This window comes from Burkholderia sp. Bp8994 (genome assembly GCF_003853805.1).
In the GTDB taxonomy this organism is placed as follows: domain Bacteria; phylum Pseudomonadota; class Gammaproteobacteria; order Burkholderiales; family Burkholderiaceae; genus Burkholderia.
Map to the genome: position 1 here is coordinate 49,531 of NZ_QTQH01000011.1, position 25,896 is coordinate 75,426.

24 protein-coding genes are annotated in these 25,896 nt (G+C 68.5%); 11 read left to right on the plus strand and 13 right to left on the minus strand.

The annotated features are described in order from the left end of the window. Positions 1–24 precede the first annotated feature (24 nt). Genes pxpB through pxpA form a run of 3 tightly spaced genes read left to right on the plus strand, consistent with a single transcriptional unit; the run spans position 25 to position 2,564 of the window. Positions 25–681 carry a 5-oxoprolinase subunit PxpB gene (gene pxpB, locus DIE04_RS13860; RefSeq protein ID WP_044847862.1) on the plus strand — a complete coding sequence of 219 codons (657 nt, stop codon included), beginning with the start codon at positions 25–27 and terminating at the stop codon, positions 679–681. After that, a complete protein-coding gene (locus DIE04_RS13865; protein ID WP_124520540.1) occupies positions 678–1,745 on the plus strand; it encodes a biotin-dependent carboxyltransferase family protein in 1,068 nt (355 codons plus the stop codon). The genes pxpB and DIE04_RS13865 overlap by 4 nt, the downstream gene beginning before the upstream one ends. Positions 1,746–1,799: 54 nt before the next feature. After that, positions 1,800–2,564, plus strand: coding sequence for a 5-oxoprolinase subunit PxpA (gene pxpA, locus DIE04_RS13870; RefSeq protein WP_124486658.1), 765 nt, complete (start codon positions 1,800–1,802; stop codon positions 2,562–2,564). 570 nt (positions 2,565–3,134) lie between these two features. Here the strand turns inward: pxpA and DIE04_RS13875 are convergent. The 10 genes from DIE04_RS13875 to DIE04_RS13920 form a co-directional block, all read right to left on the minus strand. After that, complete coding sequence (locus DIE04_RS13875) at positions 3,135–4,280, minus strand: TraB/GumN family protein (RefSeq protein WP_124486659.1); 1,146 nt, start codon at positions 4,278–4,280, stop codon at positions 3,135–3,137. Continuing rightward, entirely contained in the window at positions 4,273–5,289 is a 1,017-nt protein-coding gene (locus tag DIE04_RS13880) for a peptide ABC transporter ATP-binding protein (RefSeq protein WP_044848858.1), read from the minus strand. Before DIE04_RS13880 ends, DIE04_RS13875 begins: the two co-directional genes overlap by 8 nt. After that, the gene (locus DIE04_RS13885; RefSeq protein ID WP_044848857.1) at positions 5,286–6,284 is read right to left on the minus strand and encodes an ABC transporter ATP-binding protein; all 999 of its coding nucleotides are present in this window, start codon (positions 6,282–6,284) and stop codon (positions 5,286–5,288) included. The genes DIE04_RS13880 and DIE04_RS13885 overlap by 4 nt, the downstream gene beginning before the upstream one ends. 2 nt (positions 6,285–6,286) lie before the next feature. Continuing rightward, a complete protein-coding gene (locus DIE04_RS13890; protein ID WP_044848856.1) occupies positions 6,287–7,204 on the minus strand; it encodes an ABC transporter permease subunit in 918 nt (305 codons plus the stop codon). 4 nt (positions 7,205–7,208) lie between these two features. After that, positions 7,209–8,219 carry an ABC transporter permease subunit gene (locus DIE04_RS13895; protein ID WP_044848855.1) on the minus strand — a complete coding sequence of 337 codons (1,011 nt, stop codon included), beginning with the start codon at positions 8,217–8,219 and terminating at the stop codon, positions 7,209–7,211. 117 nt (positions 8,220–8,336) lie between these two features. After that, positions 8,337–9,965 carry an ABC transporter substrate-binding protein gene (locus DIE04_RS13900; protein ID WP_044848854.1) on the minus strand — a complete coding sequence of 543 codons (1,629 nt, stop codon included), beginning with the start codon at positions 9,963–9,965 and terminating at the stop codon, positions 8,337–8,339. Between the two features lie 314 nt (positions 9,966–10,279). Beyond that, complete coding sequence (locus tag DIE04_RS13905; RefSeq protein ID WP_124492201.1) at positions 10,280–11,587, minus strand: MFS transporter; 1,308 nt, start codon at positions 11,585–11,587, stop codon at positions 10,280–10,282. Positions 11,588–11,775: 188 nt separating this feature from the next. Then, entirely contained in the window at positions 11,776–12,087 is a 312-nt protein-coding gene (locus DIE04_RS13910) for a high-potential iron-sulfur protein (RefSeq protein WP_021163765.1), read from the minus strand. A 186-nt stretch (positions 12,088–12,273) separates the two neighbouring features. Beyond that, positions 12,274–13,383: an NAD(P)/FAD-dependent oxidoreductase gene (locus DIE04_RS13915; RefSeq protein ID WP_124520541.1), complete on the minus strand. Its 1,110-nt coding sequence runs from the start codon at positions 13,381–13,383 to the stop codon at positions 12,274–12,276. Positions 13,384–13,534: 151 nt separating this feature from the next. Next, a complete protein-coding gene (locus tag DIE04_RS13920; RefSeq protein WP_044848851.1) occupies positions 13,535–14,515 on the minus strand; it encodes an AAA family ATPase in 981 nt (326 codons plus the stop codon). 227 nt (positions 14,516–14,742) lie between these two features. Here DIE04_RS13920 and DIE04_RS13930 point away from each other — a divergent pair, with 227 nt between their 5' ends. From DIE04_RS13930 to DIE04_RS13970, 8 genes are all read left to right on the plus strand, one after another. Continuing rightward, positions 14,743–15,471, plus strand: coding sequence for a nitroreductase (locus DIE04_RS13930; RefSeq protein WP_124486663.1), 729 nt, complete (start codon positions 14,743–14,745; stop codon positions 15,469–15,471). 146 nt (positions 15,472–15,617) lie between these two features. Next, entirely contained in the window at positions 15,618–16,106 is a 489-nt protein-coding gene (locus tag DIE04_RS13935) for a hypothetical protein (protein ID WP_044848849.1), read from the plus strand. Between the two features lie 5 nt (positions 16,107–16,111). Beyond that, positions 16,112–16,927 carry an endonuclease/exonuclease/phosphatase family protein gene (locus DIE04_RS13940; RefSeq protein WP_124520542.1) on the plus strand — a complete coding sequence of 272 codons (816 nt, stop codon included), beginning with the start codon at positions 16,112–16,114 and terminating at the stop codon, positions 16,925–16,927. A gap of 359 nt (positions 16,928–17,286) precedes the next feature. Continuing rightward, the gene (locus DIE04_RS13950; protein ID WP_059535031.1) at positions 17,287–18,057 is read left to right on the plus strand and encodes a ferredoxin--NADP reductase; all 771 of its coding nucleotides are present in this window, start codon (positions 17,287–17,289) and stop codon (positions 18,055–18,057) included. A 416-nt stretch (positions 18,058–18,473) separates the two neighbouring features. Beyond that, positions 18,474–19,292, plus strand: a complete 819-nt coding sequence (gene rqpS / locus DIE04_RS13955; protein ID WP_124520543.1) for a quorum system sensor histidine kinase RqpS — start codon at positions 18,474–18,476, stop codon at positions 19,290–19,292. Positions 19,293–19,299: 7 nt separating this feature from the next. Continuing rightward, positions 19,300–19,956 (plus strand): response regulator transcription factor RqpR, encoded by a 657-nt coding sequence (gene rqpR / locus DIE04_RS13960; protein WP_044848845.1) that lies wholly within the window; start codon positions 19,300–19,302, stop codon positions 19,954–19,956. A gap of 214 nt (positions 19,957–20,170) precedes the next feature. After that, a complete protein-coding gene (locus tag DIE04_RS13965) occupies positions 20,171–21,577 on the plus strand; it encodes an amino acid permease (protein ID WP_124520544.1) in 1,407 nt (468 codons plus the stop codon). 341 nt (positions 21,578–21,918) lie between these two features. Next, positions 21,919–22,944, plus strand: a complete 1,026-nt coding sequence (locus DIE04_RS13970; RefSeq protein WP_044848843.1) for an XdhC family protein — start codon at positions 21,919–21,921, stop codon at positions 22,942–22,944. A 165-nt stretch (positions 22,945–23,109) separates the two neighbouring features. Here DIE04_RS13970 and DIE04_RS13975 read toward each other — a convergent pair whose 3' ends face one another. The 3 genes from DIE04_RS13975 to DIE04_RS13985 all read right to left on the minus strand — a co-directional run bounded on the left by DIE04_RS13975 (position 23,110) and on the right by DIE04_RS13985 (position 25,840). Further along, complete coding sequence (locus DIE04_RS13975) at positions 23,110–23,844, minus strand: PepSY-associated TM helix domain-containing protein (protein ID WP_124520545.1); 735 nt, start codon at positions 23,842–23,844, stop codon at positions 23,110–23,112. A gap of 284 nt (positions 23,845–24,128) precedes the next feature. Beyond that, complete coding sequence (locus DIE04_RS13980; RefSeq protein ID WP_124520546.1) at positions 24,129–24,449, minus strand: EscU/YscU/HrcU family type III secretion system export apparatus switch protein; 321 nt, start codon at positions 24,447–24,449, stop codon at positions 24,129–24,131. Further along, the gene (locus DIE04_RS13985) at positions 24,446–25,840 is read right to left on the minus strand and encodes a flagellar hook-length control protein FliK (protein ID WP_124520547.1); all 1,395 of its coding nucleotides are present in this window, start codon (positions 25,838–25,840) and stop codon (positions 24,446–24,448) included. The genes DIE04_RS13980 and DIE04_RS13985 overlap by 4 nt, the downstream gene beginning before the upstream one ends. Positions 25,841–25,896: the final 56 nt, after the last annotated feature.

Here is a 25,896-nt window from a genome sequence, read left to right on the forward strand (position 1 = left end):
TGCCGTCCGAACCGTGCCAGTCCGATGACGCAACCCCGCATTTATCCGCTCGGCGATGCCGCCCTCGTCTGCGAGGTGCCGCCGCCCGCCACGCTCGATTGCCAGCGCCGCGTCTGGGCCGTCGCCGAGGTCGCGCGCGCGTGGCCCGACGTGATCGACGTCGTGCCGGGCATGAACAACCTGACGATCGTGTTCGACGCGCTCGCCACGACGGCCGACTCGCTCACGCCGGCGCTGCGCGACGCGTGGGAAACCGCCGACGTCGAGCACGCGGACGGCCGGGAAATCGACATCCCGGTCGAATACGGCGGTGCCGCCGGTCCCGACCTCGCGGCCGTCGCCGCGCACACCGGGCTGTCGGCCGACGAAGTCGTCGCGCGCCACGCGGCCGGCGCCTACGTCGTGTTCTTCGTCGGCTTCCAGCCGGGCTTCGCGTATCTCGGCGGCCTCGATGCGTCGCTGCACACGCCGCGCCGCGCGGCCCCGCGCCTCGAGGTGCCGGCCGGCTCGGTCGGCATCGGCGGCGCGCAGACGGGCATCTATCCGGCCACGTCGCCCGGCGGCTGGCAACTGATCGGCCGCACGTCGCACGTGCTGTTCGACCCGGCGCGGCCGCAGCCGACGCTGCTGCTGCCCGGCGACCGCGTGCGCTTCACCATTGCCGGAGTCGACGCGACATGAGCCAGAACACCGCACCGGGCACGATCGAGGTCGTCCGCGCCGGCCCGCTGTCGACCGTGCAGGATCTCGGCCGCCGCGGCACACGCCATCTCGGCGTCGCGCAGGGCGGCGCGCTCGACGGCCTCGCGCTCGAGGTCGGCAACCGGCTGGTCGGCAACCGCCCCGACGCGGCGGCCGTCGAAATCACGATCGGGCCGGCCGCGTTCCGCTTCACGCGCGCGACGCGCATCGCGATCACCGGCACCGAATTCGGCGCAACGCTCGACGGCCGGCCCGTGTATTCCTGGTGGAGCCTGCCGGTCGACGCCGGGCAGACGCTCGTGCTGCCGGCCGCGAAACGCGGCATGCGCGGCTACCTGTGCATCGCGGGCGGCATCGACGTGCTGCCGATGCTCGGCTCGCGCAGCACCGATCTCGCGTCGCGCTTCGGCGGCCTCGGCGGCCGCGCGCTGCGCGACGGCGACCGGCTGCCGGTCGGCGTGCCGCCGGCCGGCGCCGGCTGCCTCGCGGCCGACGCGCCCGAATTCGGCGTGAAGGCGCCCGCGTGGTGCGCGTTCGTGCGCGTCGACGAACCGCCGCGCCGCCACCGGCCCGCGCATGCGCCGTGGGCGATGCCCGTGCGCGTGCTGCCGGGCCCCGACTACGCGTCGTTCGCGGCCGATTCTCAGCAGGCGTTCTGGGACGAGGAATGGCTCGTCACCGCGAACAGCAACCGGATGGGCTATCGTCTCGCCGGCGCCGAACTGGTGCGCGAGCGGCCGGTCGAGCTGCTGTCGCACGCGGTGCTGCCCGGCACGATCCAGGTGCCGCCGAACGGCCAGCCGATCGTGCTGATGCACGATGCGCAGACCACCGGCGGCTATCCGAAGATCGGCACGGTGATCCGCGCGGATCTCTGGAAACTCGCACAGGCTCGGCTCAACCTGCCGATCCGCTTCGTGCGCACGACACCCGACGCCGCGCGCGCCGCCCTGGTCGCAGAACGTGCCTATCTGCGCCAGATCGACGTCGCGATCGAGATGCGCGAGGAAACGCGCCGCCGCGCGCAATCGCGCGCAGCGTGACAATGACGGAAGCAGGACGAAGGACGCGCCACGCACCCGTGGACGAGGAACATCATGGAAATCGATCTGAATGCCGATCTCGGTGAAGGATGCGGATCGGACGAGGCGCTGCTCGACCTCGTCACGTCGGCGAACATCGCGTGCGGCTGGCATGCAGGCGGCGCCAATGCGATGCGCGACTGCGTGCGCTGGGCCGTGCAGAAAGGCGTGTCGATCGGCGCGCACCCGAGCTTTCACGACCCGGAGAATTTCGGCCGCAAGGAAATGCAGCTGCCGGCCGGCGACATCTACGCGGGCGTGCTGTACCAGCTCGGCGCGCTGTCGGCGATCGCGCAGGCCGAGGGCGGCCGCATCGCGCACGTTAAGCCGCACGGCGCGCTGTACAACCAGGCCGCGCGCGACCCGCTGATCGCCGACGCGGTGGTGTCCGCGATCCACGACTTCGATCCGTCGCTGGCCGTGTTCGGGCTCGCGAACAGCGTGTTCGTCGCGGCCGCGCGCCACGCGGGGCTCGCCGCGGTGGAGGAAGTATTCGCCGACCGCGGCTACCGCGCGGACGGCTCGCTCGTGCCGCGCAACCAGCCCGGCGCGCTGATCGACGATGAAGAAGCGGTGCTCGCGCGCACGCTCGACATGGTGCGCGAGCGGCAGGTGCGGGCAGTGAGCGGCGAGTGGGTGCCGCTCAACGCGCAAACGGTCTGCCTGCACGGCGACGGCCCGCATGCGCTCGCGTTCGCGAAGCGGATCCGCGCGGCGCTCGAAGCGGCGGGTGTCGATGTCGTCGCGCCCGGCGCGCTGCAGGCCGGCGAAGACGCATGATGACGTGACGCGTCGTCGAAGCGCTCAGCCGTCGCAGGTCGAAAACCGCCGCCACAAAAGAAAAAAGCGCCCTCGTGGCGCTTTTCTGTTGGCGCAATCGCCGCGGACTTCGCCGTCTGTCGATTCGCCCCCCGAAACCGTCTGTCGACGGTGACCGGAAACATGCTCCGGATCAAAAAACGTCCGCCGCCGCCCGCTTGCTGCTTCCCCCGGTCGGACGACGGAACGTTGCTTATGCCGCAAGTCTGTCGCATGCATTTGTTGTGCCGACGATGTTTGGCCCCGCCGTGCATGCAGACACTCCGCGGCCGGCACGTTACATACGTGCCGGCTACGCTAACCCCGCGCTTTGTTTTCTGCTACCCCGTAGAACTTATCTATTCTTTTCATTTTTTCAACTTGTGGGATGAAGAATAGAGATTGGCAGAACCGGATGTCAATCGTTTTAAACGCTATTTCCTGAAGATTCGAGGGTTTTCCTTATCGAGCCGCGTGGCCGCGCGGGCGCCTCGCAGCGCGTGCATCTCGTCGATCAAACAGGGGAGGATCGGCGCGCGGTGCGCGGCGCGATCAGTTCGCGTCGACCTGATACCCTTGCTGGCGCAACAATTCGAGCACGCCGCGCGGGCCGCCCAGATGCAGCGCGCCGATGGCCACGAATACCGGCCGGTTCGGCGCGGCGATTGCCGTCATCCGTGCAACGAAGCGCCGGTTGCGCTCGTACAGGATCTTGTTGTCGATCGACGCCGACAGCGCCTTCGAACGGGCCAGCCGCTCGCTCTTCGCGACCGCCCACGCCGAGATCGCGTCGGCGTCGCCAATTCGCCACAGCCGGTGCAGCGCCTTGATGTCGTCGGCGTTCTGCGCCGGGGTCTGCACCATGTCCTGCGCGAGCATCTCGCGCTGCTCGGCGAGCGTCAGTCCGGTGAACGCGCGCATCTGCTCGGCGAGCGTCTCGAGCCCGATCACGCGGCCGCCCTTCTTCTTCAGGAACACGTTCTGCAGCTGCGCCTCGGTGCCGTACTCGGTCTGCAGGCCGGCCGCCAGCGAGTCGTAGGTTTCGACGACCAGCGCCGCGAGCCACGGCCGCATCCGGCGGATCTCCGCGAGCGCGGCCGGGTTGCCGCGCAGGCGCGCCGCGAGGCGCTGCCACTGCGGCTCGGGCAGCAGGCGCTGCAGGCACGGGTAGCGGCACACGCCGTACTTCGACACGTCGTCCTGCGATTCGAGGAGATCGTCCGGCGACAGCTCGAGCGCGAGCGTCGGCGACGCGGCGAGCGCCGCGAGGATGCGCGGCCGGAACGGCTGCGCGGGCGGATAGTCGGACGGGTCGCCCGTGTGCAGCGTGCCGAGCACGTACAGCGTGACCCTGCCCCGGGTCGCGACATAGAACGGCATGCGCGCGGGCTGCACGCGCACCGTGCCGCGCGCGACCGTGCCGTTCGACACGGACGGCACGTGGAAGCCCGGCAGGTTCATGCCGGGCGGCGGAACCTGCGACGGATGGATCGGCGAACTCGCCGGCGCGCGCCTTTCGGCACGCGCGGCGTCGACCGGGACCAGCACGCTGGCCGCCACGCACGCGCCGGCCAGCGCCGCGCCCGTGACCGTGCGCACGCTCCAGCGCCGTGCGTTGCGGCACGCGCGCATCACGCGCGCGCGGCCGCCCCCCGAACGGCGCACGCCAGGCGCGCGCGCCGCCAAACCATCAGGCATTCACCTCCCCTACCTCCTCGGCGCGATGGCAGGCCACGCGGCGTCCGTCGACGTCGCGCAGCTGCGGTTCCTCGACGCGGCAGCGCTCGACCGCGTACGGGCAGCGCTGGTGAAACGCGCAGCCCGACGGCGGATTGAGCGGCGACGGCAGCTCGCCCTGCAGCTTGATCTGCACGCGGCGGTCTTCCTCGAAGATCGCCGGCGTCGCCGACATCAGCGCGCGCGTGTACGGATGGCGCGGATGCGCGTAGATCGTCGCCTTGTCGCCGAGCTCGGCGACGCTGCCGAAGTACATCACCATCACGTCGTCGGCGACGTGCTCGACCACCGACAGGTTGTGCGAGATGAACACGTAGCTCGTCTTGAACTGCTCCTGCAGGTCCATGAACAGGTTCAGGATCTGCGCCTGGATCGACACGTCGAGCGCGGACACCGGTTCGTCGGCGACCACGATCCGCGGATCGAGGATCATCGCGCGCGCGATCGCGACCCGCTGGCGCTGGCCGCCCGAGAACATGTGCGGATAACGCTTCGCGTGCTCGGGCCGCAGGCCGACCGTGCGCATGATCTGCGCGACGCGCTGCGCGCGTTCGGCGGCCGTCAGGTTCGCGTTGATCTCGAGCGGCTCGGAGAGCGTCTGCTCGACGGTCTTGCGCGGGTTCAGCGACGCGAACGGGTTCTGGAACACCATCTGTACGCGGCGGCGCAGGTCGGCGACCGTCTCGCGGCTCGCGCCGGCCACGTCCTTGCCGTCGATCGTCAGGTGGCCCGAGGTGGGCGTCTCGATCATCGTGAGCTGGCGCGCGAGCGTCGATTTCCCGCAGCCCGACTCGCCGACGACGGCGAGCGTCTTGCCGCGCTTGAGCGTGAACGACACGCCGTTCAGCGCCTTCACGGTGCCCTGCCCGAACATCCCGCGCTTGACCGTGTAGTGCTTCGCGAGCCGGTCGGCGACCAGCACCGCTTCCTCGTCGTGCGGCGTGGCACGCGTTTCGTGGACTGCATTCATCGTGCGCCTCCCGTCAGGTCGAGGTTGGAAACATTGAGCGGCTTGATGCAGCGCGCGCGCATCGCATCGTTGGCCGGCACCAGCGTATCGAGCGCCGGACGCGCCTTGCGGCAATCGTCGACGACGTACTTGCAGCGCGGCGCGAACAGGCACCCGGACGGGCGATCATCGCGGCCCGGCACCATGCCCGGCAATGCGGCAAGGCGACGCGCCCCCTGATTGTGCTCGGGAATCGCCGCGAGCAGCGCTTCGGTATACGGATGATGCGGCGCACGGAAGATGTCCGGCACGCGATTGGTCTCGATGACCTCGCCCGCATACATCACGGCGACGCGCTGCGCGACCTCCGACACGACGGCCAGGTCGTGCGAGATCAGCACGAGCGCCATCCCGCGCTCCTTCTGCAGCTTCACGAGCAGGTCCATGATCTGCGCCTGGATCGTCACGTCGAGCGCGGTGGTCGGCTCGTCGGCGATCAGCAGCTTCGGGTTGCACGCGACCGCCATCGCGATCATCACGCGCTGGTTCATGCCGCCCGACATCTGGTGCGGGAACGCCGTGATGCGGTTCTTCGCATCCGGAATGCCGACCTGGTCGAGCAGCTCGAGCGCGCGCCGGTGCAGCGCGTCGCCGCGCAGGCCTTCGTGCAGCTTCAGCACCTCCTTGATCTGGTAGCCGACCGTGTAGCTCGGGTTCAGGCTCGTCAGCGCATCCTGGAACACCATCGCGATGTCCTTGCCGACGATCTTGCGGCGCGCCTTCGGCGACGCCTTCAGCAGGTCCACACCGTTGAACGTGACCTCGTCGGCCGTCACCTTGCCCGGCGCATCGATCAGGCCCATCAGCGCCATCATCGTCACGCTCTTGCCAGAGCCCGATTCGCCGACGACGCCCACCACCTCGCCCGGCGCGATCGACAGGTTGATCCGGTCGACCGCGGGCAGGCCGTTGAAGTTCACCGCGAGATTGCGGATAGTCAGTAGATCTTGGCTCATGGTCACGCCATCCGCTTCAGTTTGGGATCGAGCGCGTCGCGCAGCCCGTCGCCGAGCAGGTTGATCGCGAGCACCGAAATCAGGATCGACAGGCCGGGCATCGTCACGATCCACCACGCGTTGTCGATGTAGTCGCGCGCGGACGCGAGCATCGCGCCCCACTCGGCGGTCGGCGGCTGCACGCCGAGGCCGAGGAAGCCGAGCGCGGCCGCGTCGAGGATGGCCGACGAGAAGCCGAGCGTCGCCTGCACGATCAGCGGCGCCGTGCAGTTCGGCAGCACCTGCGAGAACATCAGGCGCAGCGTGCCGGCACCGGCCACGCGCGATGCCGTCACGTACTCCTTCTGCAGTTCGCCGAGCGCGGATGCGCGCGTGAGGCGCACGTAGGCCGGCAGCGCGACGATCGCGATCGCGAACATCGTGTTGGTGAGGCCCGGGCCGATGATCGCGACGACCGCGACCGCGAGCAGCAGCGACGGCAGCGCGAGCAGCACGTCCATGATGCGCATCACGGGCGTGTCGGCCCACTTCTGGAAGAACGCGGCGATCAGCCCGAGCACGATGCCGGGGATCAGCGCGAGCACGACCGACACGAAGCCGATCCAGAACGACATGCGCGCGCCGAACATCAGGCGCGAAAGGATGTCGCGGCCCGCTTCGTCGGTGCCGAGGATGAACTGCCAGTTGCCGCCCGCGAGCCATGCGGGCGGGATCTTCACGTAGTCGCGGTATTGCTCGACCGGGCTGTGCGGCGCGATCAGCGGCGCGAACAGCGCGACCAGGATCAGCACCAGCACGACGATGCCGGCGCCGACGGCGCCGCGGTTGCGCGAGAAGTTGGCCCAGAACTCGCGCAGCGCGAGCGCACGGCCGCCGGCCGGCGCGGATTCGCTCGGCAGGGTGTTTTGCAGATTGCTCATGGAATTACCTCGTGTGGCGGATGCGCGGATTCAGCACGCCGTACAGCAGGTCGACGACCAGGTTCACGACGATCACGAGCGTCGCGATCAGCAGGATGCCGCCCTGGACGACCGGATAGTCGCGGCGGCCGATCGCATCGATCAGCCACTTGCCGACACCGGGCCACGAAAAGAGCGTCTCGGTCAGCACGGCGCCGGCCAGCAGCGTGCCGATCTGCAGGCCGATCACGGTGACGACCGGGATCAGCGCATTGCGCAGCGCATGCACGACGACCACGCGCACGGGCGACAGCCCCTTCGCGCGCGCCGTGCGGATGTAGTCCTCGCGCAGCACTTCGAGCATCGACGAGCGCGTCATCCGCGCGATCACCGCGAGCGGGATCGTGCCGAGCACGATCGCCGGCAGGATCAGGTGGCTGACCGCCGATTTGAACGCGCCTTCGTCGGGTGCGAGCAGCGCGTCGATCAGCATGAAACCGGTCGGATGCGGGAAATCGTATTCGACCGCGATGCGGCCCGACACGGGCGTCCAGCCGAGGTACGACGAAAACACCATGATGAGGATCAGCCCCCACCAGAAGATCGGCATCGAGTAGCCGGTGAGCGCGGTGCCCATCACGCCGTGATCGACGACCGAGCCGCGCCGCAGCGCGGCGATCACGCCGGCCGGCAGCCCGACCGCGAGCGCGAACACGAGCGCGCACAGTGACAGTTCGACGGTCGCCGGGAAGCGCGCGAAGAATTCGCCCGCGACGCTGGTGTTGGTGATGATCGACGTGCCGAGGTCGCCATGCAGCGCCCGGCCGATGTAGTGGATGTACTGCAGGGGCAGCGGCTGGTCGAGCCCGAGGCGTTTCATGGCCTCCGCATGCATCGCGGGATCGACGCCGCGCTCGCCCATCATCACTTCGATGGGGTCGCCCGGTATCAGGTGAATCAGCGCAAACGCCAGGATGGTGATGCCGATGAAGGTCGGGATCACCATGCCCACGCGGCGCAACACGAATGTGAACATGATGCGTCTCGTATTTTCTTGTGGGAAATGTACGACCGGCGACGAGGGGCTTTTGGCCCCTCGTCGCCGGATGATTTCAAGCCGGTCTTCTCAAGACGACAGCTTACGCCAGGCCGGTTACTTCACGCTGACACCGTCGAAACGCGCATAGCCGAGCGGCTCGATGCGCATGTCGACCACGTTCTTGCGTACCGGCTGGTAGACCGTCGAGTTCGCGATCGGCGAGAACGGCAGCTGCTGCGCGAAGATCTGCTGGGCCTGCGTGTAGATCTTCGTGCGCGCGTCCTGGCCCGTCGTCGTGCGACCCTTCTGGATCAGGTCGTCGAACGGCTTGTAGCACCAGTGCGAGAAGTTGTTGCCCTTGATCGCCTCGCAGCCGAGCAGCGTGCCGAGCCAGTTGTCGGGGTCGCCGTTGTCGCCCGTCCAGCCGATCAGCATCGTGTCCTGCTCGCCCGTGTGCGCGCGCTTGATGTACTCGCCCCACTCGTACGTGACGATCTTCGCCTTCACGCCGATCTTCGCCCAGTCGGCCTGGATCATCTCGGCCATCAGGCGGGCGTTCGGGTTGTATGCGCGCTGCACCGGCATCGCCCACAGCGTGATGTCGAAACCGTTCGGATAGCCGGCCTTCGCGAGCAGCGCCTTGGCCTTCTCGGTGTCGTTCGGGGCCATCTTCAGGTTCTTGTCGTACGACCATTGGGTCGGCGGCATCGGCGCGCTGGCGGCCTGGCCGGCACCCTGATAGACGGATTCGAGAATCGCCTTCTTGTTGATCGCCATGTCGAGCGCCTGACGCACTTCGAGCTTGTCGACCGGCTTGTGCTCGACGTTGTACGCGAGGTAGCCGAGGTTGAAGCCCGGCTGCGACGGCATGTCGATGCCCGAGTCGGCCTTCAGCGCCGCGATGTCGGCCGGACGCGGATAGCTCATCACCTGGCATTCGTTGCGCTTGATCTTCTGCACGCGCACGCCCGGGTCGGGCGTGATCGAGAAGATCAGCTTCGACAGCTTCACCGCGCCCTTCTTCCAGTAATCAGGATTGCCATCGAAACGGATCGTCGCGTCCTTCGTATAGCTGCGGAAGATGAACGGGCCCGTGCCGACCGGCTTCTGGTTGATGTCGGCGGCCTTGCCGGCCTTCATCAGCTGGTCGCCGTACTCGGCCGACAGGATCGACGCGAATTCCATCGCCATGTTCTGGATGAACGGCGCGTTCGGCTCGGACAGCGTGAACTTCACGGTGTACGGATCGACCTTCTCGATCTTCGTGATCAGCTTGTCGAGGCCCATGTCGGTGAAGTACGGGAACGACACCGGGTAGGCCTTGCGGAACGCATTGTTCGGATCGAGCATGCGCTCGAACGAGAACACGACGTCGTCCGCGTTGAATTCACGCGTCGGCTTGAAGAAGTCGGTCGTGTGGAACTTCACGCCATGACGCAGGTGGAACGTGTACACCTTGCCGTCGGACGAGACGTCCCACTTCTCGGCGAGGCCGGGCTCGACCTTGGTGCCGCCGCGCTCGAATTCGACGAGGCGGTTGTAGACGGTGAACGTGGCGGCGGTGAAATCGACGCCGGTCGTGAATTGCGCGGAATCAAAACCCGCCGGGCTGCCTTCTGAGCAGTAGACGAGCGTTTTGTTCGGGATCTGTGCGAATGCAGAACCCGCGACGCCGAGCGATGCCGCTGCCACGCCTGCGATGGCGGTAACACGCAGGGTGTGCAACAGACGGTTGTATTCCATGTTTCCTCCAGGTCTCCAGATCGGAACCGGTCCCCCTGGGGGCCGGGTACGCGGATATTACTTGAGCTAGCGATTTTGCAACAAGCTGGAGAAAAAACTCTTCTAGACGCGCATCCACGCGGGTTTTTGCCGATGTCTTGCACACGCGAAAAGTGCCTCTGCGCGCACGAGCGGCCATTTCGTTCATCCCGCGCATGTTTCGTTCGACAACTAAACAATTCGGGCGCGAACGCAGAGGGTTGTCGCGCCGTGTTCGCGGCCAGTCCGCACATCGTTGCGGCTTCCGAAACGATGCATGCGATGCAATGCAACCGTCAGGCCGGCGCGTCGAGATCCGCGCTGCGCGCGGGCACGAACGCGACCGCGACGATCGACAGTGCGATTCCCGCCATCACGTAATAGGTCGGTGCGAGCGGCGTGCCCGTCACCTTGATCAGCCACGTGACGATGAACTGCCCGAAACCGCCGAACAGCATCACCGCGACGTTGTACGCGATCGACAGCCCGGTCGAGCGCACGTTGGCCGGGAACAGCTCGGCGATCATCGCGCCGAACGGCCCGTAGTAGCCGGCGAGCGTCACCGACAGCACGGCCTGCACCACGATCAGCCGCGCGATGCTCGGCGCCGCGTCGAGCCACGCGAACAGCGGATACATCAGCACGAGCGTCAGCCCGAGCGACCACAAAGACAGACCCTTGCGGCCGATGCGGTCCGACCATGCGCCCGCGACCGGCGACAGCACCATCAGCAGCAGGTTGCCGATGATCACCGCATAGAACGATTGCGCATACGGCAGCTTCAGCTGCTTCACCGCGAAGGTCGGCAGATAGCTGATCAGCACGTAGACCGTCACCGTCAGCGCGATCACCGAGCCGAGCCCGCACAGCACCTCGCGCGGATGGCGCGTGAACACTTCGCCGAGCGTCGCGCGGCGTGCGCTTTGCTGCGCATGCAGGAACGCTTCGGAATCGGCGAGATGACGGCGGATGTAGAAACCGATCGGGCCGATCACGAGCCCGAGGATGAACGGCACGCGCCAGCCCCAGCTGCGCAGCGCGTCGTGCGACAGCCCGCGCGTGACGGCCGCGCCGACGAGCGCGCCGATCAGCAGCGCGCCCGCCTGGCTCGCCATCTGCCAGCTGCCGTAGAAGCCGCGTTTCGAGAACGGCGCGGCTTCGATCAGCAGCGCCGTTGCGCTGCCGAATTCACCGCCCGCCGAGAAGCCTTGCAGCAGGCGGCCGAGCACGATCAGGAGCGGGCCGCCGATGCCGATCGCCGCATAGGGCGGCGCGATCGCGAGCAGGAAGATGCCGGCCGTCATCAGCAGGATCACGAGCGACAGCGCGGCCTTGCGGCCCGCGCGGTCGGCGTACAGCCCGAACACGATGCCGCCGATCGGGCGCATGAAGAACGCGACGCCGAAGGTCGCGGTGGTCAAGAGCAGCGACGAGTATTCGCTGGTCGTCGGGAAGAACAGTTCGGCGATCACGACGGTCATGAAGCCGAACACCGTGAAGTCGTACCACTCGAGCGCGTTGCCGATCACGGCGGCGACTACCGCGCGGCGGTTCAGCGCGCGCTCGGGCCGGATCGTTTTCGTTGAATTCGCAATCGTCGCCATGCGAGCCTCGTTCTCGTGAATCCGCCGTATCGGGCGCGGCGCGCGGAGGGCCCGCGGCGCGTTGGTTTGCAGCGAGTGTAGAAAGCGACGGAACCGTTTTCAAGCATAAAAAACGCCCGCCATCGTCCGATGGCGGGCGTTTTGCGGTTTTCGCCACATTGCGGCATCGCACGATGCCGCCGCGGGCATCAACCCATCTTCGAGAATGCGCTGCACCAGCCCTTCGCCGATACCTGCTTGCCCGGGAATGCACCGCACGGGCCCGACGCCGAGCCCTTCTTGCCCTGGTACAGCATGCAGGCCGCGCAATCCTGGCCCGCTGCGTATTTCGGATACTTCGTCTTGTCGACCTTCGTCGCATCGGCCTTGTAGCCGAGCGCCACGGCGGTCGGATCCGTTTCCGACAGCATCGGCGCATCGGCCAGCGCTTCGCGCGACAGCGCCAGCGCGGACACGGCGCCGATGCTCGTGATCAGGAAACTCCGACGGGATGTTTTCATGGGGGACTCGCTCCAACGTTATCGGTTTGAAAGCCGTTCTGGCGACGGCCGTTCAACAGAATAACGCTCAAGCGCATGAATGTGCGCGCCGAAATGCCGGAGATAAGGGATTTCACACAAGGGATTTCACACGGGTCTCGCCCGGGGTTTCGCACGGCCGGCCCGCACGGATGCGGGCCGTGAGTGTCAGCCATGCGACGTCATGTCGGCGACGCGCTGCCCGAGCGCGAGCGACGCGGTCAGCCCCGGCGACTCGATGCCGAACAGGTTCACGAGGCCGCGCACGCCGTGCTGCGCCGTGCCTTGCACGATGAAGTCGGCCGGCGGCTCGCCGGGCCCCGCGAGCTTCGGCCGGATCCCCGCGTAGGCCGGCTGCAACGCGTCGTCCGGCAGGTCGGGCCAGTACGTGCGGATCGACGTGTAGAACGCCTGCGCGCGCGCCGGATCGACTTCGTAGCGCAGCGCATCGACCCACTCGACGTCCGGGCCGAAGCGCGCGTGCCCGGCGAGATCGAGCGTCAGATGCACGCCGAGCCCCGCGCGGTCGGGTATCGGATAGACGAGATGCGAGAACGGCGCGCGGCCGGACAGGCTGAAGTAGTTGCCGCGCGCGAGATAGAGCGGCGGCACCCAGCGCGGATCGAGGCCGCGCGTGCGGCGCGCGAGCGCCTGCGCGCCGAGGCCCGCGCTGTTGATCACGCACGCGGCCTCGATTTCGGTCGGCGCGTCGCCGCCGGTGCGCACGACGAAGCGGCCGCCGCGCAACACGTCGATCGACTCTACCGGGGATTTCAGCGCGCACACCGCGCCGTCGCGCTCCGCGTCGCCGAGCAGCGCGAGCATCAGCTGGTGGCTGTCGACGATGCCGGTGCTCGGCGAAAACAGCGCCTCCACGCAATCGAGCGCGGGCTCGAGCGTCTGCGCCTCGGTACGCGTGAGCGGCATCAGGTCGAGCACGCCGTTTTCCGCCGCGCGCGCGGCGATCGCCTTCAACTGCTTCACCTGCGCGGCGCTTGTCGCGACGAGCAGCTTGCCCACGCGCCGGTGCGGCACGTGACGCGTCTCGCAGAACTCGTACAGCAGGTCGCGCCCGCGCACGCACGACATCGCCTTCAGCGAGCCGCGCGAGTAGTAGAGCCCCGCGTGAATCACCTCGCTGTTGCGCGAACTCGTGCCCGTGCCGATTGCGTCGGCCGCCTCGAGCACGATCGTTTCGCGTCCGCGCGCGGCCAGCTCCCGCGCAATCGCAAGACCGACGACACCCGCGCCGATCACCACACAATCCATCTGCTCCATGGCGTTTCGCGTCGCTCACGCGTCGAGGGGAGAGAAGAGAATTGTACGTCCCGGTTCGCCCGCCTGCCGAACGCGCTTGCATCGGCATGTCGCGTGCGCCGCGCCGCACGGCGCGACGCGCGCAGGCCGCGGCGAGGCGCGCGCCGCCGGCTCAGAACCCGATCGGCCGGCGCTTCGCCGCGCCCTCGTCGGCGCGGATGTCGGACGGTGCGATCACGTCCCGGCCGTCGAGCCGCGCGGCGCCGAACGCATGCAGCAGCGCACGGCGCATCGTGCGCGGCGGCGTCGCGGCCAGCACGTCGAGCGCGTCGTCGTCGAGCGTGTCGGGGAAGCGCCGCCCCCACGCGTGCGACGTGCGGATCTCGTCGTAGATCGTCTGCGCGATCCGGCGCGCGCCGGCCGCGTCCGGCGGCGCGATCTCGTAAACGTTCATCCGGTTCAGCAGCGGCTCCGGGATCGCCTGCGCATCGTTCGCGGTCGCGACCCAGATCACGTTGCCCGCATCGATCGGCACCTCGGCGAATTCGTCGACGAACGCGCGCGCGGTGTCGTGCTCGAGCAACGCGTACAGCGCGCCGAGCGGATCGTATTGCGCGTCGCTGCCCGCCTTGTCGATCTCGTCGACCGCGATCACCGGGTTCGCGTAGCTGCCGTTGACGAGCGCTTCGAACACCTTGCCGGGCTTCGCGTTCTTCCATTGCGACGATGCGCCCGACAGGATCCAGCCGGCTGTCAGCGAACTCATCGGCACGTAGTGGTACGCGGTGCCGAGCAGCTGCGCGAGCGCCTTCGCGAAATGCGTCTTGCCGATGCCGGGCGGCCCGAGCAGCAGGATCGGCATCAGTTCGAGCCGGTCGTCGGTCTCGAGGCACAGCGCGACCTGCTTGCGCACGTCGTCGAGGGGTTCGGTGAAATTGGGCAGCGCGTCGCCGAGTTCGTCGAACGACGGCATCCGGTTCGGCTTCACGCAAAAGCGCAGATTGCCGGTCTTGAGCATCCGCTCGTAGGTGGCGCGCAGTGCGTCGCTCGCGCTCTCGTTCAGCTCGTTCAACGCGGTCTCGACCTGCTCGAGGTCGTACACCGTGCTGAAGGACGCCACCGCCAGTTCCTGTTTCACCATCGCCGTCGTCATACCAACCTCGCCGCTGCTGCCGTCACACGATCATCAGACCCTTACGATTTCAGTGTAGCGATCCCGCATCGGCGTGCAAGCAAGCAGCCACCGCGGTCTGCTGCTAACACCGTGCGCGCGCTGCGGCGTCGCGCCGCGCGGCGTATGATCGATGGTTCACCGGCCGTCGCGCCGGCCTCGCCACGGCGCCCGCACGGCGCCGCGCGCTTCGTCTCGAAGGGTTGCCGATGTCCGTCCCCGCTGCTGCCCCGCGCGTCGATCCCGACGCGATCCACGCCGTCGACGCTGTCGACGCCGCGCTCAAGTCGCGCCGCGCGATTCGCGCGTTCCTGCCGACGCCCGTGCCGCGCGACACGCTCGAGGCAATCCTCGAAGCCGCGAGCCGCGCGCCGTCGGGCACCAACATCCAGCCGTGGCACGTGTACGTCGCGACCGGCGCGACCCGCGACGCGCTCGCCGCGGCCCTCACCGCGGCATACGACGATCCGGCGCGCGACGAGAAATACGTCGCCGAGTACGACTACTATCCGCGCGAATGGGTGTCGCCGTACATCGACCGGCGCCGCAAGGTCGGCTGGGACCTGTATGGTCTGTTGAACATCGGCCGCGACGAAAAGGCCCGCATGCACGCGCAGCATGCGCGCAACTTCCGCTTCTTCGATGCGCCGGTCGCACTGTTCTTCACGCTCGACCGCGTGATGACGCACGGCGCATGGCTCGACTGCGGGATGTTCCTGCAGGGCGTGATGACGGCCGCGCGCGCACGCGGCCTCGACACCTGCCCGCAAGCCGCGTTCGTGCCGTTCCACCGGATCGTCGCCGAGCATCTCGGCATCCCGGCCAACGAGCAACTCGTGTGCGGGATGTCGCTCGGCCATGCGGACCCGCACGCGATCGAGAACCGCCTCGTCACCGAGCGCGCGAGCGTCGCCGAGTTCGCGCGCTTTTTCGCTTGAAAACGCGTGACGCGCACCTACCTTTCGATCAGGACCAGATCGTGCTGCGAACCCGCGGCGACGCATCGTGTCACGCGACCGTCCGGATCGATCGGGCGTAAGATGTGCGTCCGTTCCCCGCTACCCCGCGTTTCCGGAGAAGTTTCATGCTGAAACACGGCCTGGCCGTCCTGCTCGCGAGCGCCGCGCTCGCGGCCCATGCGCAGAGCGCCGCACCGGCAGCCGTCGCATGGGAGATCCAGGTGGTGCGCGACGGTCAGACGATCGACACGTTCCAGCAACGCACCACCGTCGGTCAGACCCGCACCGACACCCATCGCTATCCGTCCGCCGTGCCCGTCGGCTGCGGCAACGCCGCGCGCGTCGTGCCGACCGAGCGCTCGCGCTCGGTGACGGTCGCGCCGCTCACCGTCGACGACGCCGCCCGCACCGTGTCGCTCGCGCTCGACGTGCAGGAAACCCTCGACGACGAAAACGCGACGCGCAGCGATCCGTGCGTGCCCGCGTCGCCGCGGCAGATCGTCGCGAGCCATCCGGGGCTGTCGGTCGGCGGCGACGCATGGACCGACTGGACGCTCGTCGAGCAACGCCCGCATCTCGTCTACCGCGTGCGCGCGCACGTCGCGAAGGACTGAGCGCCATGTCCGCCGACGCCCTGTCCCTCCCGTTCGCCGAACCGCACGCCGCGCCCGACGAAATCACCGCGGTCAGCTGGAACCTGCACAAGGGCCGCTCGCCGCTCGGCTTCACCGCATGGAACGCGATGCGCAACTGGATGCAGTCGACGCACGCCGACGTGTATTTCCTGCAGGAAGCGATGGCGCGCCGCATGCCGCGTCCGATGCTCGCCCCCGGCTTCGGCGCGCCGATGGACGACGCGGTCGACGACGTGTGGCACTGCCAGGCCACCGAGATCGCGCAAGCGCTCGACTGGCAGATCGCGCTCGGACCGAACGTGTTCAAGCCGTCGTGGCGGCACGGCAACGCGATCCTGTCGCCGCACCCGCTCGACCTCGGCGGCCGCTGGGACATCTCCGCGCACCGCTTCGAGCGGCGCGGGCTGCTGGTCGCGCGCGCGACGCTCGCCGGCGCGCGGCCCGTCACGCTCCTGTGCGCGCACCTCGCGCTCACGCGTGCGGCGCGGCTGCGCCAGATGCACTGGATCGCGCACTGGATCGTGCGCAACGCGGGCGACGACCCGCTCGTGCTCGCCGGCGACTTCAACGACTGGCGCAACGATTCGGTCGCGCTGTTCGCCGAGATCGGGCTGTCCGAGGTCGCGACGCTGCTCGGCGAGTCGGGCCGCACGTTCCCCGCGTTCTCCCCGGCGCTCGCGCTCGACAAGATGTTCGTGCGCGGGCTGACGCCGCTCGAATGGCAGGCGCCGTCCGGCGAAACCGCGTGGCTGTCGGACCACCTGCCGTATATCGCGCGGCTGCGCCTCGATTCGCGGTGACGCGGCAGCACCGCATGCCCGCGACTACCGAAGCGCATATCGCAGCGGCCGGTTCACCTGCGTGACCGGCTCGAAAGCGTGCGCGTTCCGGACCAGCATGTTCGCGGCGCGAAGCTCGCTGCCGATTACTGAAAGCTGTTTGCAAGATTCCGTTGCGCCAAATCCGCGCAGCCGCGCGGGTCAAGCCCGCATCTGCCCCAAGCAGGGTAAAATAAAGAGTTCATCAAACGTCTGTCATCGAGAAGGCGCGTGTCCGACGCGCCGGCCGGCCGATCCGCGATCGGGCCGACGCACTCGGTTTTTTTGCCCGTTTTTGGGCCCGTTACACGCGTCCGCTACGCGCGTCCGTTTTCAAAGCCATGAGCAAATACGACACCGCCACCGTCCAATCCGTCCATCACTGGACCGACACGCTTTTCAGCTTCACCTGCACCCGTGAGCCGAGCCTGCGCTTCAACAACGGCGAATTCACGATGGTCGGCCTCGAGGTCGACGGCAAGCCGCTCGCGCGTGCCTACTCGATCGTCAGCCCGAACTACGAAGAGCACCTCGAATTCTTCAGCATCAAGGTCCAGAACGGCCCGCTGACGTCGCGCCTGCAGCACCTGAAGGTGGGCGACTCGGTGCTGATCGGCAAGAAGCCGACCGGCACGCTCGTCGCCGACAACCTGCTGCCCGGCAAGACGCTGTGGATGCTGTCGACCGGCACGGGCCTCGCGCCGTTCATGTCGATCATCCGCGACCCGGACATCTACGAACGCTTCGACAAGGTCATCCTGACGCACACCTGCCGCCTGAAGGGCGAGCTGGCGTACATGGACTACATCAAGCACGACCTGCCGGGCCACGAGTACCTCGGCGACATCATCAAGGAAAAGCTCGTCTACTACCCGACGGTCACGCGCGAAGCGTTCGACAACGAGGGCCGGATCACCGACCTGATCGCGACGGGCAAGCTGTTCACGGACCTCGGCGTGCCGGCGTTCTCGCCGGAAAACGACCGCGTAATGCTGTGCGGCAGCACCGCGATGCTGAAGGACACGACCGACCTGCTGAAGCAGGCCGGCCTCGTCGAAGGCAAGAACAGCGCGCCGGGTCACTACGTGATCGAGCGTGCATTCGTGGACTGATCGAACCCCGAATTTGTGCCGTATCAAGAACCGGAGCCAAAGCTCCGGTTTTTTTTCGTCCCTACTTGGCGAATTCGTAACAAACTGGGACTATTCCATGTCAAATCGTTACATTTGGATACGCGCAACGCCGGTGCTTTCGTGTCGGTGTTTTTCCTACAGCCAGCTTCATTCCGATTATTCACATTTACCCTTAAACCTCCGTCTGACATGACCTTTTCAAAATTTTTGAGATATTATTCGGCCCGCATGGTTGGCGTCGGGACGGTCATTGAAGGGTCGGACTCAAACGTTACAAATTGTAACTTCTGTTACCTCGGCAAGGGGCGATTCTCTGACGGCGACCGTCATCGAAACGGCAGCCGATCCACGCAGCCAGCCGGTGCCCGAACCGCTTTCTGACAGCAGGGAGAGTCATGGATACGTCGCTCAACGCGCCCCCGGGCGCCCACGCCCCGTTCCCGTCGCAGCCGCGCGTGCCTGGCGACGGCGCGGCAGCAGCCCCCGTGGCCGAAGCCCTGCCCAACCGCGACGCGTCCGCCGCCCGGATCGCGGCGCTGTCCCTTCAGCTGACGGCCGCCGACGAAGCGGCCCGCCGCCATCTGGCCGGCGAACTGCACGACGGGCTCGGCGCCGAACTCACCGCCGCGCGTTTCGCGCTCGCAAACGTTCAAACGTGGCTGCCGGCCGATGCGCCGGAGGGCTGCCTGCGCGCGCTCGAGCTGGCGCAGCGGTCGCTCGACGCCGCGACCGACGCCAACCGCAGGCTGATCGACGAGCGCGACACGCCGGCACTCGACGGCGGCGTCGTCGGCGCACTGTCGACGTGGGCCGACAGCCACGCGGCCCGCACTGGCCTGCGTACGAGCTTCGTCTGCGCGGCCGACGCGCGCCTCACGCAACTCGGCGGCGCCGGCGCGCTCGCGATCTTCCGTGTCGCGCAGGAAGCGCTGTCGAACGTCGCGAAGCATGCGCGCGCGGCGTCCGTCGACGTGCAGATCGACACGGACGCCACGCATCTGTCCCTGATCGTCACCGACGACGGGACCGGTTTTACCCGCAGCCGGCGCGCCGGCTACGGCCTCGCCGGGATGCGCGCACGCTGCGAGGCGTTCGGCGGCAGCTTCGACGCGCGTGCGCCGGAAGCGGGCCGCGGCACGCGCGTCATCGCGCGCTTCGCGTGGGACTCGCTGTTCGCGGTGCCGGCCGCCGCGCGCCGCGCGTCGCTTTCGTGAGGTCGCCATGAGCCTGAACATCCTGCTCGTGGACGATCATGCGATCGTCCGCCAAGGGATCCGCCACCTGCTGATCGACCGCGGTGTCGCGCGCGACGTGACCGAAGCCGAGACCGGCAGCGATGCGATGGCCGCGGTCGACCGCCAGGCCTTCGATGTGATCCTGCTCGACATCTCGCTGCCGGACGCGAACGGCATCGAGGTGCTCAAGCGCATCAAGCGCAAGCTGCCGGGCGCGCCGGTGCTGATGTTCTCGATGTACCGCGAGGATCAGTACGCGGTGCGCGCGCTGAAGGCCGGCGCCTCCGGCTACCTGTCGAAGACGGTGAATGCCGCGCAGATGATCGGCGCGATCCAGCAGGTCGCGGCCGGCCGCAAGTACGTGAGCCCGGCGATGGCCGAGGCGCTCGCCGAATACGTGTCGTTCGAGAACGAACCGCTGCCGCACGAGAAGCTGTCCGACCGCGAATACCAGACGCTCTGCATGCTCGCGTCGGGCAAGCGCCTCACCGACATCGCGAACACGCTGTCGCTGTCGGTGAAGACGGTCAGCGTGTACCGGTCGCGGCTGCTCGAGAAGATGCGGCTGTCGAACAACGCGGAACTGACGTTCTACGTGATGAGCAACCGGCTCGTCGAGATGACGCCCGCGTCGGGCGCCTGATCCGCCGGATTCACCGGAATCGCGCCGTTCACCGCGCCGGCCTGCGCCGCGCCGGCGCCGGCCGCCGAATGCTGCGCGCAAGCGCTTGTTTTGTCGGGCGATTCCGGAGCACGCCGCTGCGCCGCAGCGGGTCTTTCACGCCAAATCGGCTAAAATTGCGGGTTTTCACTCACTCGGCGCCGCCGCGCTCGCGCGCGCCGGAGACACATCCGCAATGTCCCTCTTCCGCAAGAAAAACGTCGATCGCATGATCGCCGGCGCGCACGGCGCCGGGCTCAAGAAAGCGCTCGGCGCAATCGACCTCACCTTCCTCGGCATCGGCGCGATCATCGGCACCGGCATCTTCGTGCTGACCGGCACGGGCGCCGTGCAGGCCGGCCCAGCGCTGATGCTGTCGTTCGTGATCGCCGCGATCGCATGCGGCCTCGCGGCGCTGTCGTACGCCGAATTCGCGTCGACGATTCCGGTCGCGGGCTCGATCTACACGTATTCGTACGCGACGCTCGGCGAGCTCGTCGCCTGGATCATCGGCTGGGACCTGATGCTCGAATACGGCCTCGCGGCGTCGGCCGTGTCGGTCGGCTGGTCGGGCTACCTGCAGTCGCTGCTGCAGGGCTTCGGGCTCTCGCTGCCGACCGTGCTGACGGCCGCACCCGGCGCGATTCCGGGCGTCGTCACGTGGTTCAACCTGCCGGCATTCCTCGTGATGCTGGTGATCACGACGCTGCTGTCGATCGGCATCCGCGAGTCGACCCGCATCAACAACATCATGGTGTTCATCAAGGTGTCGGTTGTGCTGCTCGTGATCGCGGTCGGCGTGTTCCACGTGACGCCCGCGAACTGGAAGCCGTTCATGCCGCACGGCTGGAACGGCGTGTTCGGCGCCGCGGCCGTGATGTTCTTCGCGTTCATCGGCTTCGACGCGGTGTCGTCGGCGGCCGAGGAAGTGAAGAACCCGAAGCGCGACCTGCCGATCGGCATCATCGCGTCGCTCGCGGTGTGCGCGGTGCTGTACGTGACGGTCGCGGCGGTCGCGACCGGCATCGTGCCGTCGGCGCAGTACGCGAACGTGTCGCACCCGATCTCGTATGCGCTGCAGATCGCCGGCGAGAAGTGGGTCGCGGGCTTCATCGACCTCGGCGCGGTGCTCGGCATGCTGACCGTGATCCTCGTGATGAGCTACGGCCAGACGCGGATCATCTTCGCGATGTCGCGCGACGGGCTGCTGCCGGCGACGCTGTCGCGCGTGCATCCGCGCTACGCGACGCCGTTCCTGACGACCTGGCTCGTCGGCCTGTTCTTCGGGCTGATCGCCGCGCTCGTGCCGCTCAACGTGCTCGCCGAGCTGATCAACATCGGCACGCTCGCCGCGTTCTCGATGGTGTCGATCGCGGTGCTGGTGCTGCGCCGCACGCACCCGGAACTGCCGCGCGCGTTCCGTTGCCCGGGCGTGCCGGTGGTGCCGATCCTCGCGGTCGGCGCGTGCCTGTTCCTGATGCTGAACCTGCAGCCCGTCACGTGGGCCGCGTTCGGCATCTGGCTCGTGATCGGCCTCGTGATCTACTTCCTGTATTCGCGGCGCCACTCGAAGCTCGCGCACGGTCACCACGACGCGCATTGACCGCCGCCGCTGCGCGCGCACACCGCGCGCAGCACCCAGCGTGTAGCGGTACGACGCCACGCCGGGCCGGCACCGGCCCCGTGCGCCCCGCTCCCTCCCGCCTGAATCGTCTCCCGCCCGAATCGTCCTCGCCACAGGCGCACCCGCGCGGGCGGCGCGACATGCGCCGCTTCGCCCCGCCCGCGCACGATCGCTGCCCGATCGTCGCGATTTCTTGCCCGATCGTCCGGATTTGCCGCCACGATCTGCACGCTGCCGGCACGCGCGCGCCGGCCGGTTCATAATCCCGCCATCGAACGACGGCCCGGCCCGGCGGGCCGTCCGGCAACAGGAACAGGATGATGGAAAGCGTCGATCTCGATGTACTGAAATCCAGCGCGCGCTGGCTCGACGAAGGGCGCCGCGTGCTGCTCGTGACGGTCGTGAAGACGTGGGGCTCGTCGCCGCGCCCCGAAGGCGCGATGCTCGCGGTGCGCGAGGACGGGCTCGTGGTCGGCTCCGTGTCCGGCGGATGCATCGAGGACGACCTGATCGCCCGCGTGCATGCGAGCGGGATCGCGGCCGACGCGCGCCCGGAAGCCGTCAAGTACGGCGTGACGGCCGAGGAAGCGCACCGCTTCGGGCTGCCCTGCGGCGGCACGATCCAGCTCGTGCTGGAGCCGCTCACGCGCGACAGCGGGATCGCCGCGTTGTGCGCGGAAGTCGAAGCCGGCCGCCTCGTCACGCGCACGATGACGCTCGCGACCGGGCGCGCGTCGCTGTCACCCGCGCAGGCGACCGACGGGCTCGCGTTCGACGGCGAGCGGCTCGTGACGATCCACGGGCCGCGCTACCGGATGCTCGTGATCGGCGCCGGGCAATTGTCGCGCTATCTGTGCCAGATCGCGGTCGGCCTCGACTATCAGGTGACGGTTTGCGATCCGCGCGAGGAATACACGGATGCGTGGGATGTGCCGGGCACGCGCGTCGTGCACACGATGCCCGACGACACGGTGCTCGACATGAAGCTCGACGCGCGTTCGGCCGTGATCGCGCTCACGCACGACCCGAAGCTCGACGATCTCGCGCTGATGGAGGCGTTGAAGACGCCCGCGTTCTACGTGGGCGCGCTCGGCTCGCGACGCAACAATGCGGCGCGGCGCGAGCGGCTGCTCGAATTCGACCTGAGCGAGGCGGAACTTGCGCGGCTGCACGGGCCGGCCGGCATCTACATCGGCAGCCGCACGCCGCCCGAAATCGCGATCTCGATCCTCGCCGAAGTGACGGCCGCGAAGAACAACGTGTCGCTGCCGACGATCCTGCAGGTCGAGGGCGCGAAGGCCGCCCGCGAAATCGCGGCAAACGGCGGCGCGGCCTGCGGCCTCTGAGGCCCCCTCCAAACCGGTCGCTTCGCGCCAGCCCCCCAAGGAGACTTCCTTCGGGACGGAAAACCTGGGGCGGCCCGGCGTTTTCTTGACGCCGTCGCTGCGGTGCAAGGCCGCGCCGGATGGCCGTCATGCGTCGGCGAAAACCGGCGCGCGTCGATGCCGACGTCAGGCGAGTCCCGCCGCGAGCGCCGCAGCGACCGAGCCGGCCACCAGCACCACGCCGACCGTGCGGCGCTTGTTCAGCTCCGTCCACAGCAGCACGCCCGTCAGCGATAGCAGGATCAGCGAACCCGCGATCGTGTCCATCAGCAGCACCCAGCCGAGATTCATGCCGACGCCGCGATGCAGGTTGTTCAGCGTCGTCAGGAACGTGTTGCCGGTGCGCTTCACCGACACGTAGCCGTTGCCGACCCAGTATTCCGCCTGCAGGTTCTGGTGCGGACCGAACAGGCCCATCTGCCAGTGCTCGGGCTGCATCACGCGCTTGTCGCCCCAGGTGACCGGCTGCGCAGGCTCCTTGCGCACGCGGCCCGGCCGGCCGTCGAAGTGCAGTTCCTGCTGGAGCCACTTCGTCATCGCGGCGGGCGACTTCGGCACCGGGTCCGGCAGCGCGATCTGCATCTGCTCGACCTGCGGTTCCCCGGTCGGGATCTTCAGCGGCGGCGCACGGTGGTTCAGCAGTACGCCCGTCACGCCGAACAGCAATCCGAGCACCGCGCCCCACAGTCCGATCCAGCCATGCACCTTGCGCAGCCATTTGATGAAGGTCGCGCGGCGCGAGCGCTGGCGGCGCACCGCCAGTTCGGCGTCGCTCAGGGGCCGTGCGGCCGGATGGAGCACGGTAACGCCCGCGGGGGGCCTGCCGGCCTGCGGGGGGGCGATAGTTTCGGGCGCGTTCACGCGAGAGTATCCATTCGTTCAAAGCAACGGGCGGCGCACGGAAAACGTACGCCGCCAGGACAGCATGAAAATGAGAATGGATATCATTACACAAATGACGCGACCGCTCAATCCGCCGGCACACGCCGGAGCGGGCGAGAAAGTCCAGAGATAACCGAAAAAGCATACAGATCGCGCACAGATTCCGGTCAATAGACGAAAAATGCCGACGAAATGATCGCGAAAGACCCGGACAGCATTTCGCAAGAAAACCCGGGGGGAGGCGTGGACGCGGACTCAGCGACTCAGCGGCGCAGCGGCGGCAACGGAAAGCGCGGCGCGGCGTCATCCGGTTCGGGCTCGGTGCGATCGAGCGCATACAGCCACGCGAGCAGATCCGCGACGGCGTGGTAAAGCTGCGGCGGAATCCGGTCGTCGAGGTCGACCTGCATCAGCAGCGACACCATCTCCGGCGCGGTATGCACGTACAGCCCCGCATCACGGGCACGCGCGACGATCATCTCGGCGAGCAGGCCATACCCCTTCGCGACCACGCGCGGCGCGGCATCGCCGCCTTTCGGATCGTAGACGAGCGCGGCCGCGCGCTTGCGCGACGTCATGCTCATCGCGGCACCTCGTCGTCGGCGCCCGGCATGCCGCCAGCCGCACTGCGCGCATACGCGGCAGCGGCGGCCTGCGCGACGAGCGGATCGAAGCCGTCCGGCTCGTCGCCGACCGCGCGGATCGACAGTCCGCCGAGCTGCAGGCCCGATCCCTCGAACCGTTGCCGCAACGCCGCCTCGTTTCGCGTGAGCCGGTCGGCGCCGGCCGAATTCGCGCGCAGCCGCGCGACGAGCTGCTTGCCGTTCAACACCAGCTCCGCGTCGACCGTGCCGAGCGACGGCAACGTGAGCGTCAGCCGGGTGCGCCAGGCGATCCCGTCCCCCGTGTCGTCGCCGCCGCGCGACGCGCGGCCGCCCGGCTCGTCGGGCTCGATCGTCCAGTCGAGCCGCGCGCCGGGCCATGCCTCGCCCGCCCAGCGAAACTGGTCCGTCGCGAGTGCGTCGAGCTGCTGCCGGACGATCGGCACGGCGGCCGGATGCACGGGAGCCGATGCCTGCGCCTGCGGATCGGCCGACGCGGCGGCCAGTTCGGCGCGCGCCGGCGTCCAGCGCGGGTCGGGATGGTCGCCGAGCGGGTCGGTCAGCGCGGCCGTGCCCGACGCGGTACCCGGCCGGGCGACCAGCTGGGCGTTCTGCACAGGCTCGTGCGGCACTGCACCGCTCGGCGCGGGCGCGCCCGGTTGCATGGCGAATCGCGGCGCGGCCGCCGGCAACGGCAGACGCGGCGCGAGCAGTTCGTCGAGCACATCGGGCGCATCGTGCTGCGCGGCATCCGGGGCGGGCTGCACCGGCACGGTCGTGAGGCGCGCCTGCGGTTCGCGCATCAGCGCGGCGAGCGGGCGCTGGCCGGCCAGCCACTGCGCGAGATGGGATTCGTAGAAGAGGCCGCTTTCGCTCACGGCCTGCGCGAGCGCCGCGCGCAGCGCCGCGACGGGCGGTGCGGCAGCCGCAGCCCGCGTGGCCGCGACGTCGGACGCGGGCGACGCGGTTGAAGAAGTGCTGGAAGAAGCGGTGTAGGAAGCAGTGGAAGAAGCGGCGGCCGAAGCGGCCGGATCGGAGGCGCTCTGCCCGACCGGCGGCGCGGTCGCCGCGCCGCCCAGCAGCACGGAAGGGTCGGCCAGCAGCGGCGTGCGCCCGACGATCACGGGCGTCGCGACACCGCCCGAGCGCGAGATCGCATCGAGCACGAGCGCGACATCGGATAACGCCGTCTGCGCGGACGCCGGCGGCGCGGCCGGCGTGGCCCCCGTCGCGGGCGGCGACGACGCGCCGGCACCCGGCGTGCCGACTTGCGCGGTCGCGCCGCCGCCGGCGGGCGCCGTCACGGTGCCGGCCAGCAGGCTGTCGAGGCGGCTCGCCAGCAGGGCGGCCGCAACGGAGTCGATACCGGTCATGATCGAAGCCTGCTCACCTCAGCCACATCGTTGCGATGCCGGGCACGCGGCTACCG